Below are 14410 nucleotides of genomic sequence, written 5' to 3' on the forward strand. Positions count from 1 at the left end.
GGGCACGCGTCGAGGGTCTCGTTGGCCAGGTCGGCGGCCCGGTCCGCGGGCAGCGGCACCAGGGCGGGGCGGGGCCGGTAGTCCAGCCCCGGGTCGTCGCGGCCGATCTGGCCGGCCGTCCGCCGGAGGGCGGGCCCGGGCCCGCCCGGCGCCGGCAGGTCCTCCGCCTCCTCGTACAGGCGGAGCGCCTCGTGCTTGCGCCCGGCCCGGTACAGCGCGAGCATCAGCAGGCTCCGCAGGTGCTCGTTCGCCGGCTCCTGCGCGACCCAGCCGCGCGCGGGCCCGATGAGTTCGCGGTGCCGGCCCTGGGAGAGCCGCACCTCGGCTAACTCCTCGCGCACCTGGCCGCGCTCGCCGACGAGGGCCCGCCGGGTCGCGTCCATGGCGCCGGCGGCGGGCAGGTCGCCCAGCGGCTCCCCGCCCCACAGCCCCAGCGCGCGCTCGTAGCCGGCGATCGCCGCGGCGGCGTCGGAGGCGCGCAGCCGCCGTGCGCGGGCGGCGAGCGACCGGAACCGGGTCAGGTCGAGTTCGTCGTCCTCGTCCAGGACGAGCCGGTACCCGCCGTTCTCGGTGACGAGCCGGCCGGGCGGGAGCGAGAGCCGCGCGGCGCCGACGGCCCGGGTGAGCGCCGCGGCCGGATCCGGCACGCCGGAGGGGGCGGCGAGCCGCTCGACGAGCACGTCGGCCGGGACGGGGCGGCCCTCCTCGATCAGCAGTGTCACCAGCAGCCCGCGGGCGTCGGAGTGGGGCACGGCGATGGATTCGCCGCTCTCCGCCCGGATGCCCAGCCTCTTGCGCAGAATGCGGAATTCCACCGTGCGCCTCACTTCATCCCCGGGTACAGCGACGCAGAGAGAGTAATGCAGGCGGCCTTTTCCGGTGCGCGCCGGCCCGGCCGTGCCGGATCACGCTCGCGCATCGGACGATTCTTGGCTTCCGTCTTGACTCGATGTGGTAAAGCCGTCAACACCGGCCGTGCGGCCGAACATGATCTGGTGATCACTTGTGTCCGGTAAAGCCCGGCGCCGGACACCTCCGGAACAGCGGAATCAGCCGCCTTCGCGGTAGCGCGGGTTGGTGGCGTGCCATTCGAAGCCGCCGCCCATCCAGGCCCGCAGCCCGCGCAGGAACCGCTGCAGCTCGGGGGACGGGACGCCCGCGAGCTCCCGGTGCCCGGCCTCGAAGTCGCGGACGAGGTCGTTGTGCAGGCGCACGGCGGTCTCGGTCGCCTCCTCCACCGAGCAGCCCCGGTCCGCGGCGATCAGCAGCACCAGGTTGCAGACGGGGTTCTCGTCGGCGGCGTCCTTGGCCACCGAGTGCAGGTCGTTGACGATCACGCTCGCCGTCCCCGCCCGGAAGGCGGCGCGGCGGACGCGCGGGTCGTAGTACAGGTGGGCCGGGACCTCGTAGCCGCCGACGACGTCGATGAGCGTCATCGAGGTGTAGAAGCTGTCGTGCTGGCGCGCCGCCAGGTACTCCCAGGCGGGCGGGTGCTCACCGGTCTCGCGCCAGGCCGCGTAGGCCGTCCAGCTCACGAACATGGCGAAGGTGGAGTAGCAGATCCGCTGGACCTGCACGGGGGACGCGTGGCGCTTCAGGTGGCCGACCGCCGAGCCGAGCATCCGCAGGACGACGTCGCCCTCCACGGCCTCGTCCAGCGGCGGGGTGAACTCGCCGGCGGACGGCACCGGGTCCATCGCCGACATCACCAGCGTGAGGCGCTGCGGCAGCCGCGCGGGCACGGCGCCGAGGGCGGTGTCGTCGGCGTAGTAGTCGTCGGCCGCCCACCATCCGGCGTTCAGCTGCGCGGCGACGAGCAGGGCGTCCGGGTCGTCGGTGTCGGGGTGGGCGAGGGTGACGAGGCGCCCGAAGGCCGCCTTGCCCAGCGCGTCGAGCTCGTGCTCGTCGAACCCGCGGTCGCTCGCCCAGGAGGCCAGCCGGGCGTCGACCTCGGCGGCGAGGACGTCGTCGGCGCGCTCGGGCAGAGGGCAGTAGAGCGGAGAGTGCGAGCCGTCGCCCCAGTCGCGCTCGACGTAGCCGGGCCCGCCGCCGCCGACCGGACGCGGATGCCTCCCGGCCAGGAGGTCGCCGTAGGGGACCTCCCGGCTGGGACGCGCCGCGGCGATCAGCGACGGCAGGGCCGCCGCCTCGGTGCCCGGCCCGGACGGCCGCGCCGGCCGGGGTTCCGCGGCCGAGCCGTACGGCGCGCGCCGGCCGCTGCACCCGTGGTGCCTCGTTTCCATGGTCTGCTCACCTGCCTCCGCCCGAAGGCGACCGGTCCGGGTCAACGGGTTCAGATGCGGTCGGCGGCGATGAGCAGGTACTGGAAGCTGCCGTCGCGGTAAGCCTCCAGGAAGGCGCTCTCGATGCCGGTCGCGACCGACGACTTCTCGCGCAGCTCCCAGTACGGGATGGTGTCGGCGGTCAGGTCGACCACGGTGACGGGGACGAGCCGGTTGGCCGCCATGGCGCGGAAGTAGGCGCTGCGCGGGTGGATGTCGCACACGTAGTGGGCGTTGATGGTCGACACCGCCCGGGACGGCAGCCCGTAGACGTCGTTGTAGCAGCCGGTGATGGTGACGTACCGGCCGCCGCGGGCCAGCAGCCGGGAGTGCGCCGCGAACAGGTCGTCCAGCACGGTGTACATGGTCGACTCGTTGTTCCAGATCGCCTGGAAGGCGCCCGCCTCGAACCCCGTGTCGAGCATGTTCTTGAAGTGGAACCGGACCTTGTCGGACACGCCGCGCTCGGCGGCCTGCCCGTTGGCGAAGTCCACCTGGGCCTGCGAGATCGACACCCCGTCGACCTGGCAGCCGAAGGCGGCGTTGGCCATGATGCTGGAGCCGCCGCGGCCGGAGCCCGCGTCCATCAGGCGGTGGTCGGGCCGGATGTCGCCGAGGTGTTCGAGCAGGAACCGGGCCTGGGCGTTCTCCAGCCGGTGCAGCTCGGCGATGACCGCCTCCTCGCGGGCGTCCTCCGGGGTCTCCAGGACCGACCAGTCCACCTCGCCGATGCCGTAGTGGTGGTGGTAGATCCCCGATACGTCGCCGAGCCGCAGGTTGACCGGGTTGCGCTCGGTGTTCCAGTAGGTGGCGACGTCGTGCTGGTAGACGCTGGCGATGGCCGTCATGAACGCTTTCCTCCACGGGGACGGTGGCTCGGGATCACGGGTTGAAAGCTAACGGTGACCGTCCGTGTCCGAAAGGGCGCTCTTCAGCACAGAAGGAAGACACCTCCGTTAGGGGAATGTTCCACCGCGGACACTCCTGCACGCCCGGCGCCGCGCGCCCGGCGGGCTCCGTGGTACCGGACGGGCCCGCCGCTATCCGAGGAGGGCGCGGGGCTCGGGATCCGGGCGGCGCGGGTTGCTGACCGCCAGGTAGAGCAGGACCATGCCGACGATCTGGGCGAGGTGGTAGACCGAGGTCGGGTCCAGTGCGACGCCGCGGGTGACGCTCGGGTCGATCGCCTTGGTCGCAGCGGCCGCCCCGCTGGCGACCAGCGCGACGAGCACCGGGCCGGCCATCGGGTGGCGGCGCCGGGCCGCCCGGCCCCAGAGCGCGAGGATGCACGCCATCGTCAGGCCCTCGCAGGCGAGCAGGGCGCCGACCCCGGCGTGCCCGGTCACCGCGAGGACGGCGTAGGCGCCGATCCCGACCGAGCGCAGCAGCCAGAACGTCCTGCCGTGGCGCGGGCCGAGCACCTCCGCGACGGTGGCCGCCAGCAGGTAGGACACCGCGACGACGACCATGGCGCTGATCACGGCCCAGCTCGGCCCCGACCACCGCGCCGAGTACTTGATCAGCCCGTGGTGGACGGACCCCGCGAGCGCCGCGCTCCCGGCCCACCAGAAGGCCGTGCGCCAGTGCCGATGCGGCGCGGGGAACCGTCCCAGCCGGACCGCGAGCGCCACCACGACCAGCCCGAGCGCGAGGTCGCTCAGCGCGGGCGCGGGTTCGGCGAGCATGATTCGCACGCTACCCGCATGACACGCGTGAACTCCTCGACCGCCGGCGAGCCGGGGGCCTGTGAGCTGCGCATGAGGGGCGGGGGCCGCGGGTAGCCCCGCCTTGTGAACGCCGACCTGGTCGAGGACGGCCCCTACCGGTTCCGGATCGAGCCGACCGGCGCCATGCGCGTGCCCGGCGTGGTGTTCGCGTCGCGGGAACTGCTCGCGCCCGCCGAGAACGCGATCGGGCAGGTCGCCCACGTCGCCGCGCTCCCGGGGGTGGTGGAGGCCTCCTACGCGATGCCGGACATCCACCTGGGATACGGCTTCCCGATCGGCGGCGTGGCGGCGACCGATCCGGCGGAGGGCGGCGTGGTCTCGCCCGGCGGCGTCGGGTTCGACATCTCGTGCGGCGTCCGGCTGCTGGCGGCGGACGTCGACGCTTCCGCCCTCGCCCCCGTCCTGCGGGACCTGATGGACGGCCTCGACCCCGTCATCCCGCGCGGCATGGGCAAGGGCGCGGTGTGGAGCCTGCCGGGACGGCGGGAGCTGACCGGCATCCTCACCGGGGGAGCGCGGTACGCGGTCGAGCGGGGCCACGGGGACGAGCGCGACCTGCGCCGCTGCGAGGACGCGGGGGCGGTCGCCGACGCCGATCCCGGCCAGGTGGGCGAGCGCGCGGTGGAGCGCGGCGCCCGGCAGGTCGGCAGCCTCGGCTCGGGCAACCACTTCCTGGAGGTGCAGCGGGTCGCGGAGATCTACGACGCGGACGTGGCCGGGGCGTTCGGGCTCCGGCCGGGACAGGTCTGCGTCATGATCCACTGCGGGTCGCGCGGGCTCGGCCACCAGATCTGCACCGACCACGTCCGGGCGATGGAGGCGGCGATGCCGCGGCACGGGATCGAGGTCCCGGACCGGCAGCTCGCCTGCGCCCCGGTCGACTCCGCCGAGGGCCGCGCCTACCTGGGCGCGATGGCGGCGGCGGCCAACTACGGCCGCGCCAACCGGCAGCTGCTCGCCCAGGCGGCGCGCCGGGTGTTCCGGCGGGTCGCGGGCGCCCGGCTCGACCTCGTCTACGACGTCTCGCACAACCTGGCCAAGATCGAGGAGCACGTGGTGGACGGCGAGCGGCGGCGGCTGTGCGTGCACCGCAAGGGGGCCACCCGCGCGCTGCCGCCCGGCCACCCCGAGCTGCCTCCCGACCTGCGCGCGGCCGGCCAGCCGGTGCTGATCCCCGGGACCATGGGAACGTCGTCCTACGTCCTCACGGGCGTGCCGGGCGGGCCCGCGTTCGCGTCCACGTGCCACGGCGCGGGACGGGTGCAGAGCCGCCACCAGGCCGCGCGCGGCGTCGACGGGAGGCGATTGCGGGCGGCGCTGGAGGAGCGGGGCATCGCGGTGCGTCCGTCGTCGTGGCGCGGTCTGGCCGAGGAGGCGCCGGACGCCTACAAGGACGTGTCCGCCGTGGTCGAGGCCGGCGAGGGGGCGGGGCTCTGCCGCAAGGTCGCCCGCCTCGTGCCGCTGGGCGTCGTGAAGGGCTGACCGGCCGGTCGCGGCGTGGTGGGCGTCCGGCGCGGCTCCCGTCACACGTCGATCGTCACGGCGCAGAACCAGCCGCGGGCGTCGCGGCCGAACCGCAGGTCGTGCAGCGACACCGCCTTCGGCACGGCGCCCGTCCCCACCGCCTCCGCCGCGTCTCCGGTCGCCAGCCGGGCGGTGAGCCCGCCGTCCGGCGCCCCCGCGAGCGCGGCGTCCAGGACCACGGCGCCGTCGACCTCCAGGCGGTAGATCACCTCGTCCAGGACGGCGACGAGCAGGTCCGCGTCCGGGCCCGGCGGCACGTCCACCCGGACGCCGCCGGACGGGCGGACGCCGGAGACGTCGGCGAACGACTCCACGAGCCCGGCCACCGCCTCGGCGACGCAGCGCTCCCGCGTCGGCCCCCACGCCTCGATCCGCAGGTCGGCGGGGTGGGGGACGCCCCGGTGCCCGCTCGCGCCCGCCATGGCCGGACGGCTACCCGGCTCCGGTCACGGGAAACCGGCCGGGCCCTGCGGCGGGCGGCCGGGCGCGCCCGCCGCCCCCGAAAGATCATCTGCGGCCCCGGCCTGCGGCATGACGTCGCAAAATCGCGCGCGGCGCGGCGCCCGCCGCGCGGAGGGCGGGAACGGTGCCCTCTGGAGGTGGAGCGTGGACAGGAGCGCGAGAGCGAAGGCGTGCGCGGCGGCGCTGGCGGGGGCGATGGCGGGAGGAATGACGCTCGCCGGGTGCAGCGGGGGGTCCGAGAACGCCGGGCGGGCCGGGAACCCGGGCCCGGCGTCGGTGCGGACGTCGGCGCCGGTCCCGGAGTCCGGGTCGGACCTGCAGCAGCAGTACGTGAAGGTCGTGGACGCCGTCCTGCCGTCGGTGGTGAAGATCCAGACCGACCAGGGGGAGGGGTCGGGCGTCGTGTTCGACGCCCAGGGCGACATCGTCACCAACGCGCACGTGGTCGCGGGGGCGAAGAAGATCCAGGTCACCTCGTCCGGCGGCGGCTCCCCGATGAACGCCTCCCTGGTCGGCGAGTTCGCCGCCGACGACCTGGCCGTCGTCAAGGTCGCCGGCGCGTCGCTGAAACCGGCGTCGTGGGGCGAGTCGAGCACGGCGCAGGTCGGGCAGATCGTGCTGGCGATGGGCAACCCGCTCGGCCTCTCCGGAAGCGTGACGAACGGGATCGTCTCCGCGCTGCACCGGACGGTGTCGACCAAGGGCGAGGGGGCCTTCCAGGGCTCGACCATCGCCGACGCCATCCAGACGAGCGCGGACATCAACCCGGGCAACAGCGGCGGCGCCCTGGTCACGCTGGACGGCCAGGTGATCGGCATCCCGACCGCGGCGGCCTCCGACCCGCAGATCGGCGCCGCGGCGCCCGGCATCGGGTTCGCGACGCCGAGCGACACGGTCAAGCGGATCGTCCCGCAGCTCATCGAGTCGGGGAAGGTGTCGAACTCCGGCCGGGCCGCGCTCGGCGTGGCGGTGCGCACGATCGTCGACCCGCAGACCGGCCGGCGGACGGCGGTCGCCGTCGTGGAGGTGCAGAAGGGCGGCGGGGCCGCCAAGGCGGGGATCCGGCCGGGCGACCTGATCCTCGCGGTGAACGGCACCGCGACGCCCGACCAGACGGCGCTGACCACCGTCCTCGCGAACCTCAGGCCCGGCCAGACGGTGAAGGTCGAGATCCAGAAGCCGGACGGCTCGAAGAAGCAGGTCCAGGTGACGCTCGGCCAGCTGCCCGGAGGCGGTTGAGCCCCTTCGGCCCGGACCGCCGGCACCACCCGTCCCCAACGGGTTGACGGTGGCCTGTACGCGAGTACAGTGTACAAGCGTACAGGCTACTGAACATGCGTACAGGGGGTGGGGATGGCGACGCGGGAGCGGGCCGACGACCTGACCGGGCGCGCCCGGATCAGGGACGCGGCCCTGCTGGAGTTCGCCGAGCACGGCGTGAAGGGCGCCACGATCCGGGGCATCGCGAAGGCCGCCGGCGTGTCGCCCGCCCTCGTCCAGCACCACTACGGCACCAAGGAGGCGCTGCGCGCCGCGTGCGACGAGCACGTGATCGAGGTGATCCGCGAGACCAAGCAGGAGGCCCTGAACGGCGGGATGGCGAGCCCGAGCTTCCTCGCGATCGCCATGCGGACGGCCCTGCCGGTCCAGCGCTACCTGGCCCGCGCCCTGACCGACGGGTCGGCCGCCGCGTCCGTGCTCTTCGACGAGGCGATCGCGTTCAGCGAGGAGATGCTCGAACGCGGCGCGCCCGGCATGGCCGCGCCGAACACCGACGACCCGCACGGCTACGCGACCGTCCTGACCGGCATGAGCTTCGGCGTGATCGTCCTGCACCAGCACATGTCCAGGGCCCTCGGCGCCGACGTCCTCCTGGGCGACGGCTACCCCCGCATGGCGCTGGCGATGCTGGACGTCCTCGACGACCGGCTCCTGTCGCCCGAGCTGGTGGCGCAGGCGCGCGCCGCCCTGAAGAACCTGCCCGCCCCCGGCGGGCGACCCCTCGACGAGGAGGACCGGTGACCACGAACACGCCCCCCATAGCCCTCTCCGGCCTGGTCAAGAAGTTCGGCCCGACCCGCGCGCTGGACGGCCTGGACCTGACCGTCCGGCCCGGAGAGGTGCACGGCTTCCTCGGCCCGAACGGCGCCGGGAAGTCCACCACCATCCGCGTCCTGCTCGGCCTGCTGCGCGCCGACGGCGGCACCGCCCGCCTGCTCGGCGGCGACCCGTGGCGGGACGCGACCGAACTGCACCGCCGGCTCGCCTACGTCCCCGGCGACGTGACGCTGTGGCCGAACCTGTCCGGCGGCGAGGTGATCGACCTGCTCGGCCGGATGCGCGGCGGCGTGAACGCGCGCCGCAAGGCCGAGCTGCTCGACCGGTTCGAGCTCGACCCGCGCAAGAAGGGCCGCGCCTACTCCAAGGGCAACCGGCAGAAGGTCGGGCTCATCGCCGCGCTCGCCTCCGACGCCGAGCTGCTGCTGCTCGACGAGCCCACCTCCGGGCTGGACCCCCTCATGGAGGAGGTGTTCCAGGAGTGCGTCCGGGAGGAGCGCCGCGACGGCCGCACCGTGCTGCTGTCCAGCCACATCCTGTCCGAGGTCGAGGCGCTCTGCGACCGGGTGACGATCATCCGCAAGGGCGTCGCGGTGGAGTCGGGGACGCTGGACGAGCTGCGGCACCTGACCCGGACGTCCATCGACGCGGAGCTGGCGTCGCCGCCGGACGGCCTGCCGCTGCCCGGCGCCCACGACGTCCGCATCGACGGCAACAAGATCCGCTTCGAGGTGGACACCCCCGAACTGGACGCGGCGCTGCGGCAGCTCACCGAGGTCGGCGTGCGGAGCCTGAGCAGCCGCCCGCCGACCCTGGAGGAGCTGTTCCTGCGCCACTACAAGGACGAGCTCGCATCGGAGGCCGCGCGATGAGCGCGGCGGTCCGCGAAGCGCGGGCGGCCGCGCCGTCCCGCGCCACGCCCCTGCGGTCGCTCACCGGGACCGGCGGACTGATCAGGCTGATCCTGCGCCGCGACCGGTTCCTGCTGCCGTCCTGGGTGATCGTGCTGGCGCTGATCCCGATCAACTTCGTGGCGGCCACCGACAGCCTCTACCCGACGGCCGCCGAGCGCCTCAAGTACGCGCAGACCACGGGGAACAACCCGACGTTCCTCGCCCTGTACGGGCCGCTGTACGACACGAACCTCGGCGCGATCGTCGCCCAGCGCTCCGGTTTCATCCCGGTGGTCGTGGCCCTGATCAGCGTGCTCACCGTCGTCCGGCACACCCGGACCGAGGAGGAGGCGGGCCGCCGCGAGCTGCTCGGCGCCACCGTCACCGGGCGCGGCGCCGGCCTGGCCGCCGCGCTGGCCGTGACGATGGCGGCGAACCTCGTCCTCGCCGCCCTGCTGACCGCGGGCATGGCGGCGCAGGGCCTGCCGCTCGCGGGCTCGCTGGCGTTCGGCCTGCAACTGGCCGCCGCGGGATGCGTCTTCGCCGCCCTCGCGGGCGTCACCGCCCAGCTCAGCGAGGGCGCGGGCGCCGCCAGGGGCATGGCGATCGCCGCCGTCGGCGCCGCGTTCGTGGTCCGGATGGCCGCCGACGTCGGCGGCGCCGGCAACGGGCTGTCGTGGCTGGGCTGGCTGTCCCCGCTCGGATGGGAGAACCGCCTGCGCGCCTACGGCGGGGAGCGCTGGTGGACGCTCCTGCCGGTCGTCGCGCTCACGGCCGCCCTGGTCGCCGCCGCGGGCGCGCTGTCGGCGCGCAGGGACGTGGGCGCGGGCGTGCTGCCGCCCAGGCTCGGCCCCGCGGACGCCCCGCGCCTGCTCTCGGGGGCCCTCGGCCTCGGCTGGCGGCTCCAGAGCCGCGCCCTCTCCGGCTGGCTCGCCGGGTTCGCCGCGCTCGGCGTCGTGTACGGCGCGGTGGCGGGCGGCGTCGGCGACATGGTCAAGGACAACCCCGAGCTGGAGAAGATCTTCACCCGGCTCGGCGGGCAGGGCGGGATCACCGACGCCTACTTCGCCTCGATCATGAGCATGCTCGGCCTGATCGCCGCCGCCTACGCGGTCTCGGCCACGCTGCGGCTGCGCACCGAGGAGACGGGCCAGCGCGCCGAACCGGTGCTCGCCACCCCCGTCGGGCGGCTGCGGTGGGCATCCGGCCACCTGGCCTTCGCGCTGCTCGGCCCGGTCGCGGGGCTCGGCGTCGCGGGCCTGGCCGCCGGGCTGGCGCACGGCCTCGACACCGGCGACCCCGGCCGCGAGGTCCCGCGCGTCCTGCTCGCCGCGCTCGCGCAGCTTCCCGCCGTGTGGCTGGTCGGGGCGATCGCGCTCGCGCTGTTCGGCCTCGCGCCGAGGTTCACCGGCGGCGCCTGGGCCGCGGTCGGGGTCTTCGCGGTCGTGACGCTCTTCGGAGCCGGGCTCGACCTGAGCCAGTGGGCCCTGGACGTCTCGCCGTTCACCCACGTCCCGAAACTGCCGGGGCACGACGTCACCGCCGCGCCGCTGCTCTGGCTGCTGGCGATCGCGGCCGTCCTGTCCGCCCTCGGCCTCCTCGGCTTCCGCCGCCGCGACCTCTCCACGGCGTGACCCCGGCGCCGGATAATCGGCGGGCCTCCCCGGACCCGAGCCGTTAGATTGGCCGGGTGACTTCCCGGAACCCCCTCGCCGTCTGCGTGTTCTGCTCGTCCAGCGGCAAGATCGACCGTCGTTACGTCGACCTCGCCGCCGAGGCCGGCGCCGAGCTGGCCCGGCGCGGCCACAGCCTCGTCAGCGGCGGCGCCCAGGTCTCGTGCATGGGCGCCGTCGCCCGCGCCGCGCGGGCCGGCGGCGCCCGCACGGTCGGCGTGATCCCCGAGGGGCTGGTCAACGTCGAGATCTCCGACGAGGACAACGACGAGCTGATCGTCACCCCGGACATGCGGGCCCGCAAGGGCGAGATGGACCGGCGCAGCGACGCGTTCCTCGTCCTGCCCGGCGGCATCGGCACGCTGGAGGAGCTGTTCGAGGTGTGGACCGCCCGCGTCCTGTCCATGCACGACAAGCCCATCGTCATCCTCGACCCGACCGGCGTCTACGAGCCGCTGCGCGAGCTGATGACGGGCCTCACCGAGCAGGGCTTCGCCCGCCCCAAGATCTGGGACGCCGTCGGCTGGACGAGCTCGGTCCCCGAGGCGTTCGACCTCCTGGAGCGGTCCCAGCCCCGGATCGAGTTCTCCCCCGAGGACTACGCCGAAGCCGAACTCTGACCGTCGTTCGGCGACGCGCGCTCCTCCGCTCCCGTCAGCTAGTCATTGTGGGGGGCGACCCCCACACCCCCGAAGGGGACTGACCGTCGTCCTCCGCTCCGCTGGCGCTCCGCCCCGGACGCCGGTCAGTCATGCTTCCGCCCCGGCATGTTCTCGTACATGTCGGTGAGCTTCTGCCGGAAGCCGCGGGCCGCGATGCCGAGCTTCTGCGGGTCCCTGAGGCCCGCCTTGACGGCCTTCTTGGCCTGGTCCTTCATGATGTGCGGCGGGATCGGGGCGATCTCGTCGTCGACCACGAACTCCAGGACGACGGGACGGTCGCTCGCCAGGGCCTCGCGCCAGGCGTCGGCGACCTTCCCGGGGTCGTCGCAGTAGACGCCCTTGAGCCCGCAGAGCTCGGCGTACTCGGAGTACGGGAAGTCGGGGATGCTCTGCGAGCCCTCGTACTTCGGGTCGCCGCCCATCGCGCGCTGCTCCCAGGTGACCTGGTTGAGGTCCTGGTTGTTGAACACGGCGAAGATCAGCGGCGCCGGGCCGGCCATCCGGTCGGCGTACCGCTTCACGGTCAGCATCTCGTTCATGCCGTTCATCTGGAACGCGCCGTCGCCCACGAAGCAGATCACCGGGCGGTCGGGGTAGGCGAACCGGGCCGCGATGGCGTACGGGACGCCGGGGCCCATCGTGGCGAGGGTGCCCGACAGGGAGGCCCTCATCCCGTCGCGGAGCTTGATGTGGCGGGCCCACCAGTTGGTGGCCGAGCCGGAGTCGGCGGTGAGGATCGCGCCGTCCGGCAGCAGCGGCGACAGCTCGTGCGCGACGGCCTGCGGGTTGACCTTCCCCTCGAAGCTCTGCCCCGCCCGCTTCTCCATGACGGTGTTCCAGGCGCGGACGTTCTCCTCGATCTCCTCGCGCCAGGAGCGGTCCTCCTTCCGGCGCAGCAGCGGGATCAGCTCCCGCAGCGTCTCCTTGGCGTCCCCGACGACGTGCGCGTCCATCGGGTAGCGGATGCCGATCATGCTCCCGTCGATGTCGATCTCGACGCCCCTGCAACTGCCCTCGTCCGGCAGCCACTCGGCGTACGGGAAGCTCGTGCCGATCATGAACAGCACGTCGCAGTTCATCATCATCTCGTCGCTGGCCTTGGAGCCGAGCAGGCCGATGGGGCCGGTGACGAACGGCAGGTCGTCCGGGACCACCTCGCGGCCGAGCAGCGCCTTGGCGATGCCCGCGCCGAGCAGCTCGGCCGTCTCGATCACCTCGGCCTCGGCGCCGGCGGCGCCCTGGCCGATCAGCATCGCGACCTTCGCGCCCTCGTTGAGGACGCCGGCGGCCTTGCGCAGCTCCTCGGGGTCGGGCAGGACGCGGGGCCTGCTCCAGCCCACGCTGGAGTACACCGAGCCGTGCTCCTTGGGCGGCGACGGCACCGCGCCGGCCTCCTGGACGTCCTCGGGGATGATGATCGTCGAGACGCCGCGGGTGGTCAGGGCCGTCTTGAACGCCCGGTCGATGACGTGCCGCATCTGGCCGGGATGCATGACGATCTGGCAGAACTCCGACACGTCGGAGAACAGGTTCTCCAGGTTGACCTCCTGCTGGTAGTGCGCGCCCTGCGCCAGGCGCTTCTGCTGCCCGACGATCGCCACGACCGGCTGGTGGTCGAGCTTCGCGTCGTACAGGCCGTTCAGCAGGTGGATCGCGCCCGGCCCGGACGTCGCCGCGCAGACGCCGACCTCGCCGGTGAACTTCGCGTGCCCGCAGGCCATGAACGCGGCCATCTCCTCGTGCCGCGTCTGGATGAACTCCGGCTCGCCCTCCGCGCGGTCGAACGCGCCGAGCAGTCCGTTGATGCCGTCGCCCGGGTACCCGTAGACGCGCTTCACGCCCCACTCGGTCAGCCGCTGGAGGACGTAGTCGGCCACTTGCTGCGCCATCGCTCTCCCCTTCGTCGTCGGTCGTGCGTCATCGCCGCAGGAGCCGCGCCGCGCCCGCGGCGGCGCCCGCGGCGGCGCCGGCCGTCGCGGCGCCCACCAGGTACTTGTGGCGCCCCGCCCACATCTGCGGGCTCCGCGCGTGCGCCTGCTCGTCGAACCGCCCGTGGCTGCCGTGGTCGCCGCCCGGGGTCCCGTCCGCCGGCTCCCACAGGTTCGCCGGCTGGTCCGGACGCGTGCGCTTCTCGGTCTGCTGGGACTTGAAGCCCGTCCGGGCCAGGTAGCGGTCCAGCAGCCCCGTGGCGAACTTGTCGGCGAGGATCGTGCCGACCGTGCTGCCCCCGACCCAGTACTCCCGGCGCCGGGGATGCTCGGCGGCGTAGACGAGCGCGTCCGCCGCGATCTCCGGCTGGTAGATGGGCGGGACGGGCTGCGGGCGGCGCGGCATCCGGTTCAGCACCCAGTCGAACTGGGGCGTGTTGACCGCGGGCATCTGCACCATCGTGAGCTTCACGCCGCTGCGCTCGTGCATCAGCTCCGCCCGCAGCGAGTCGTGCAGCCCCTGGACGGCGTGCTTGGAGCCGCAGTACGCGCTCTGGAGGGGGATGCCCCGGTAGGCCAGCGCCGACCCGCACTGGACGATCACGCCGCGGTCGCGCGGCATCATCCGCCGCAGCGCGGCCCGGGTCCCGTTGGCGTAGCCGAGGTAGGTGACCTCGGTGGTGCGCCTGAACTCCTCCGGCTCGATCTCCCAGAACGGCGCGAACACCGAGGAGAACGCCACGTTGACCCACACGGCGATCGGCCCGAGCTCCCTCTCGGCGCGCTCGGCCGCCTCGTCCACCGCGCCGGGGTCGGCCACGTCCACGCTGATCGGCAGCGCGCGCCCGCCGGCGGCCTCGACGTCGGCGGCGGCCCCCTCCAGCCCCTCGTCCCCGCGGGCCAGGAGGGCGACCTGGGCCCCGCGGCGCGCGAACGCCTCGGCGGCGGCGCGCCCGATGCCGCCGGAGGCTCCCGTCACCACGACGACCGTGCCCTTATCGATCTTGTAGTTCATGCTCATTCCCCATGACGGCGATGCTGGATCCGGCACAGGGACCCACTGCCCGAGCCGGGGGCCCTGTAACAAAGGGCCCGCCCGGACGCCTCGCGGGGCTCGGATACGGTCGTGCTGTGCGTATTCGTGACCTTGCCGTAATCGAAGGAGAACGATGAGCGTCGACGTCCCCGCCTCGCGGGAGCT

Annotated in this window: 13 protein-coding genes; 6 read left to right on the forward strand and 7 right to left on the reverse strand. The window is 73.9% G+C overall.

The window, feature by feature from the left end; translation table 11 throughout:
• From AB0C69_RS22920 to AB0C69_RS22935, 4 genes are all read right to left on the reverse strand, one after another.
• Positions 1-815: BTAD domain-containing putative transcriptional regulator (locus AB0C69_RS22920; RefSeq protein ID WP_360356659.1), on the reverse strand; the 815-nt coding region annotated here is incomplete at its 3' end.
• Between the two features lie 234 nt (positions 816-1049).
• On the reverse strand, positions 1050-2243 hold the full coding sequence (locus AB0C69_RS22925; protein ID WP_345179998.1) for a family 2 encapsulin nanocompartment cargo protein terpene cyclase: 1194 nt from the start codon (positions 2241-2243) through the stop codon (positions 1050-1052).
• Between the two features lie 50 nt (positions 2244-2293).
• Positions 2294-3130: a geranyl diphosphate 2-C-methyltransferase gene (locus tag AB0C69_RS22930; RefSeq protein ID WP_179843744.1), complete on the reverse strand. Its 837-nt coding sequence runs from the start codon at positions 3128-3130 to the stop codon at positions 2294-2296.
• A 192-nt stretch (positions 3131-3322) separates the two neighbouring features.
• Complete coding sequence (locus tag AB0C69_RS22935) at positions 3323-3967, reverse strand: hypothetical protein (protein WP_360356663.1); 645 nt, start codon at positions 3965-3967, stop codon at positions 3323-3325.
• A gap of 105 nt (positions 3968-4072) precedes the next feature.
• Here AB0C69_RS22935 and AB0C69_RS22940 point away from each other — a divergent pair, with 105 nt between their 5' ends.
• Positions 4073-5491 carry an RtcB family protein gene (locus AB0C69_RS22940; protein ID WP_360356665.1) on the forward strand — a complete coding sequence of 473 codons (1419 nt, stop codon included), beginning with the start codon at positions 4073-4075 and terminating at the stop codon, positions 5489-5491.
• A 41-nt stretch (positions 5492-5532) separates the two neighbouring features.
• Here the strand turns inward: AB0C69_RS22940 and AB0C69_RS22945 are convergent, their stop codons facing one another.
• A complete protein-coding gene (locus tag AB0C69_RS22945) occupies positions 5533-5955 on the reverse strand; it encodes an archease (RefSeq protein WP_360356668.1) in 423 nt (140 codons plus the stop codon).
• Positions 5956-6139: 184 nt separating this feature from the next.
• Between AB0C69_RS22945 and AB0C69_RS22950 the strand changes: the two genes are divergently transcribed.
• The 5 genes from AB0C69_RS22950 (at position 6140) to AB0C69_RS22970 (ending at position 11239) form a co-directional block, all read left to right on the forward strand.
• The gene (locus AB0C69_RS22950; RefSeq protein WP_345180007.1) at positions 6140-7234 is read left to right on the forward strand and encodes a trypsin-like peptidase domain-containing protein; all 1095 of its coding nucleotides are present in this window, start codon (positions 6140-6142) and stop codon (positions 7232-7234) included.
• 114 nt (positions 7235-7348) lie between these two features.
• Positions 7349-8017, forward strand: a complete 669-nt coding sequence (locus tag AB0C69_RS22955) for a TetR/AcrR family transcriptional regulator (protein ID WP_360356670.1) — start codon at positions 7349-7351, stop codon at positions 8015-8017.
• Positions 8014-8925, forward strand: a complete 912-nt coding sequence (locus tag AB0C69_RS22960) for an ABC transporter ATP-binding protein (RefSeq protein ID WP_360356673.1) — start codon at positions 8014-8016, stop codon at positions 8923-8925. Before AB0C69_RS22955 ends, AB0C69_RS22960 begins: the two co-directional genes overlap by 4 nt.
• Entirely contained in the window at positions 8922-10580 is a 1659-nt protein-coding gene (locus tag AB0C69_RS22965) for an ABC transporter permease (protein WP_360356676.1), read from the forward strand. The genes AB0C69_RS22960 and AB0C69_RS22965 overlap by 4 nt, the downstream gene beginning before the upstream one ends.
• A 56-nt stretch (positions 10581-10636) precedes the next feature.
• A complete protein-coding gene (locus tag AB0C69_RS22970; RefSeq protein ID WP_360356679.1) occupies positions 10637-11239 on the forward strand; it encodes a TIGR00730 family Rossman fold protein in 603 nt (200 codons plus the stop codon).
• Between the two features lie 125 nt (positions 11240-11364).
• Here AB0C69_RS22970 and AB0C69_RS22975 read toward each other — a convergent pair whose 3' ends face one another.
• Positions 11365-13170, reverse strand: coding sequence for a thiamine pyrophosphate-requiring protein (locus AB0C69_RS22975; protein WP_360356682.1), 1806 nt, complete (start codon positions 13168-13170; stop codon positions 11365-11367).
• Positions 13171-13198: 28 nt separating this feature from the next.
• On the reverse strand, positions 13199-14224 hold the full coding sequence (locus tag AB0C69_RS22980) for an SDR family oxidoreductase (protein ID WP_360356684.1): 1026 nt from the start codon (positions 14222-14224) through the stop codon (positions 13199-13201).
• Positions 14225-14410 lie beyond the last annotated feature (186 nt).

It is taken from the genome of Actinomadura sp. NPDC048032 (assembly GCF_040653175.1).
Taxonomy (GTDB): Bacteria; Actinomycetota; Actinomycetes; order Streptosporangiales; family Streptosporangiaceae; genus Spirillospora; species Spirillospora verrucosospora.

Excerpts from the sequence above, each read along its gene's own strand:
- AB0C69_RS22945 (WP_360356668.1), bottom strand. The coding sequence starts at position 5,955 with ATGGCGGGCGCGAGCGGGCACCGGGGCGTCCCCCACCCCGCCGACCTG.
- AB0C69_RS22930 (WP_179843744.1), bottom strand. The coding sequence starts at position 3,130 with ATGACGGCCATCGCCAGCGTCTACCAGCACGACGTCGCCACCTACTGG.
- AB0C69_RS22965 (WP_360356676.1), top strand. The coding sequence starts at position 8,922 with ATGAGCGCGGCGGTCCGCGAAGCGCGGGCGGCCGCGCCGTCCCGCGCC.
- AB0C69_RS22980 (WP_360356684.1), bottom strand. The coding sequence starts at position 14,224 with ATGAACTACAAGATCGATAAGGGCACGGTCGTCGTGGTGACGGGAGCC.
- AB0C69_RS22925 (WP_345179998.1), bottom strand. The coding sequence starts at position 2,243 with ATGGAAACGAGGCACCACGGGTGCAGCGGCCGGCGCGCGCCGTACGGC.
- AB0C69_RS22935 (WP_360356663.1), bottom strand. The coding sequence starts at position 3,967 with ATGCTCGCCGAACCCGCGCCCGCGCTGAGCGACCTCGCGCTCGGGCTG.
- AB0C69_RS22975 (WP_360356682.1), bottom strand. The coding sequence starts at position 13,170 with ATGGCGCAGCAAGTGGCCGACTACGTCCTCCAGCGGCTGACCGAGTGG.
- AB0C69_RS22955 (WP_360356670.1), top strand. The coding sequence starts at position 7,349 with ATGGCGACGCGGGAGCGGGCCGACGACCTGACCGGGCGCGCCCGGATC.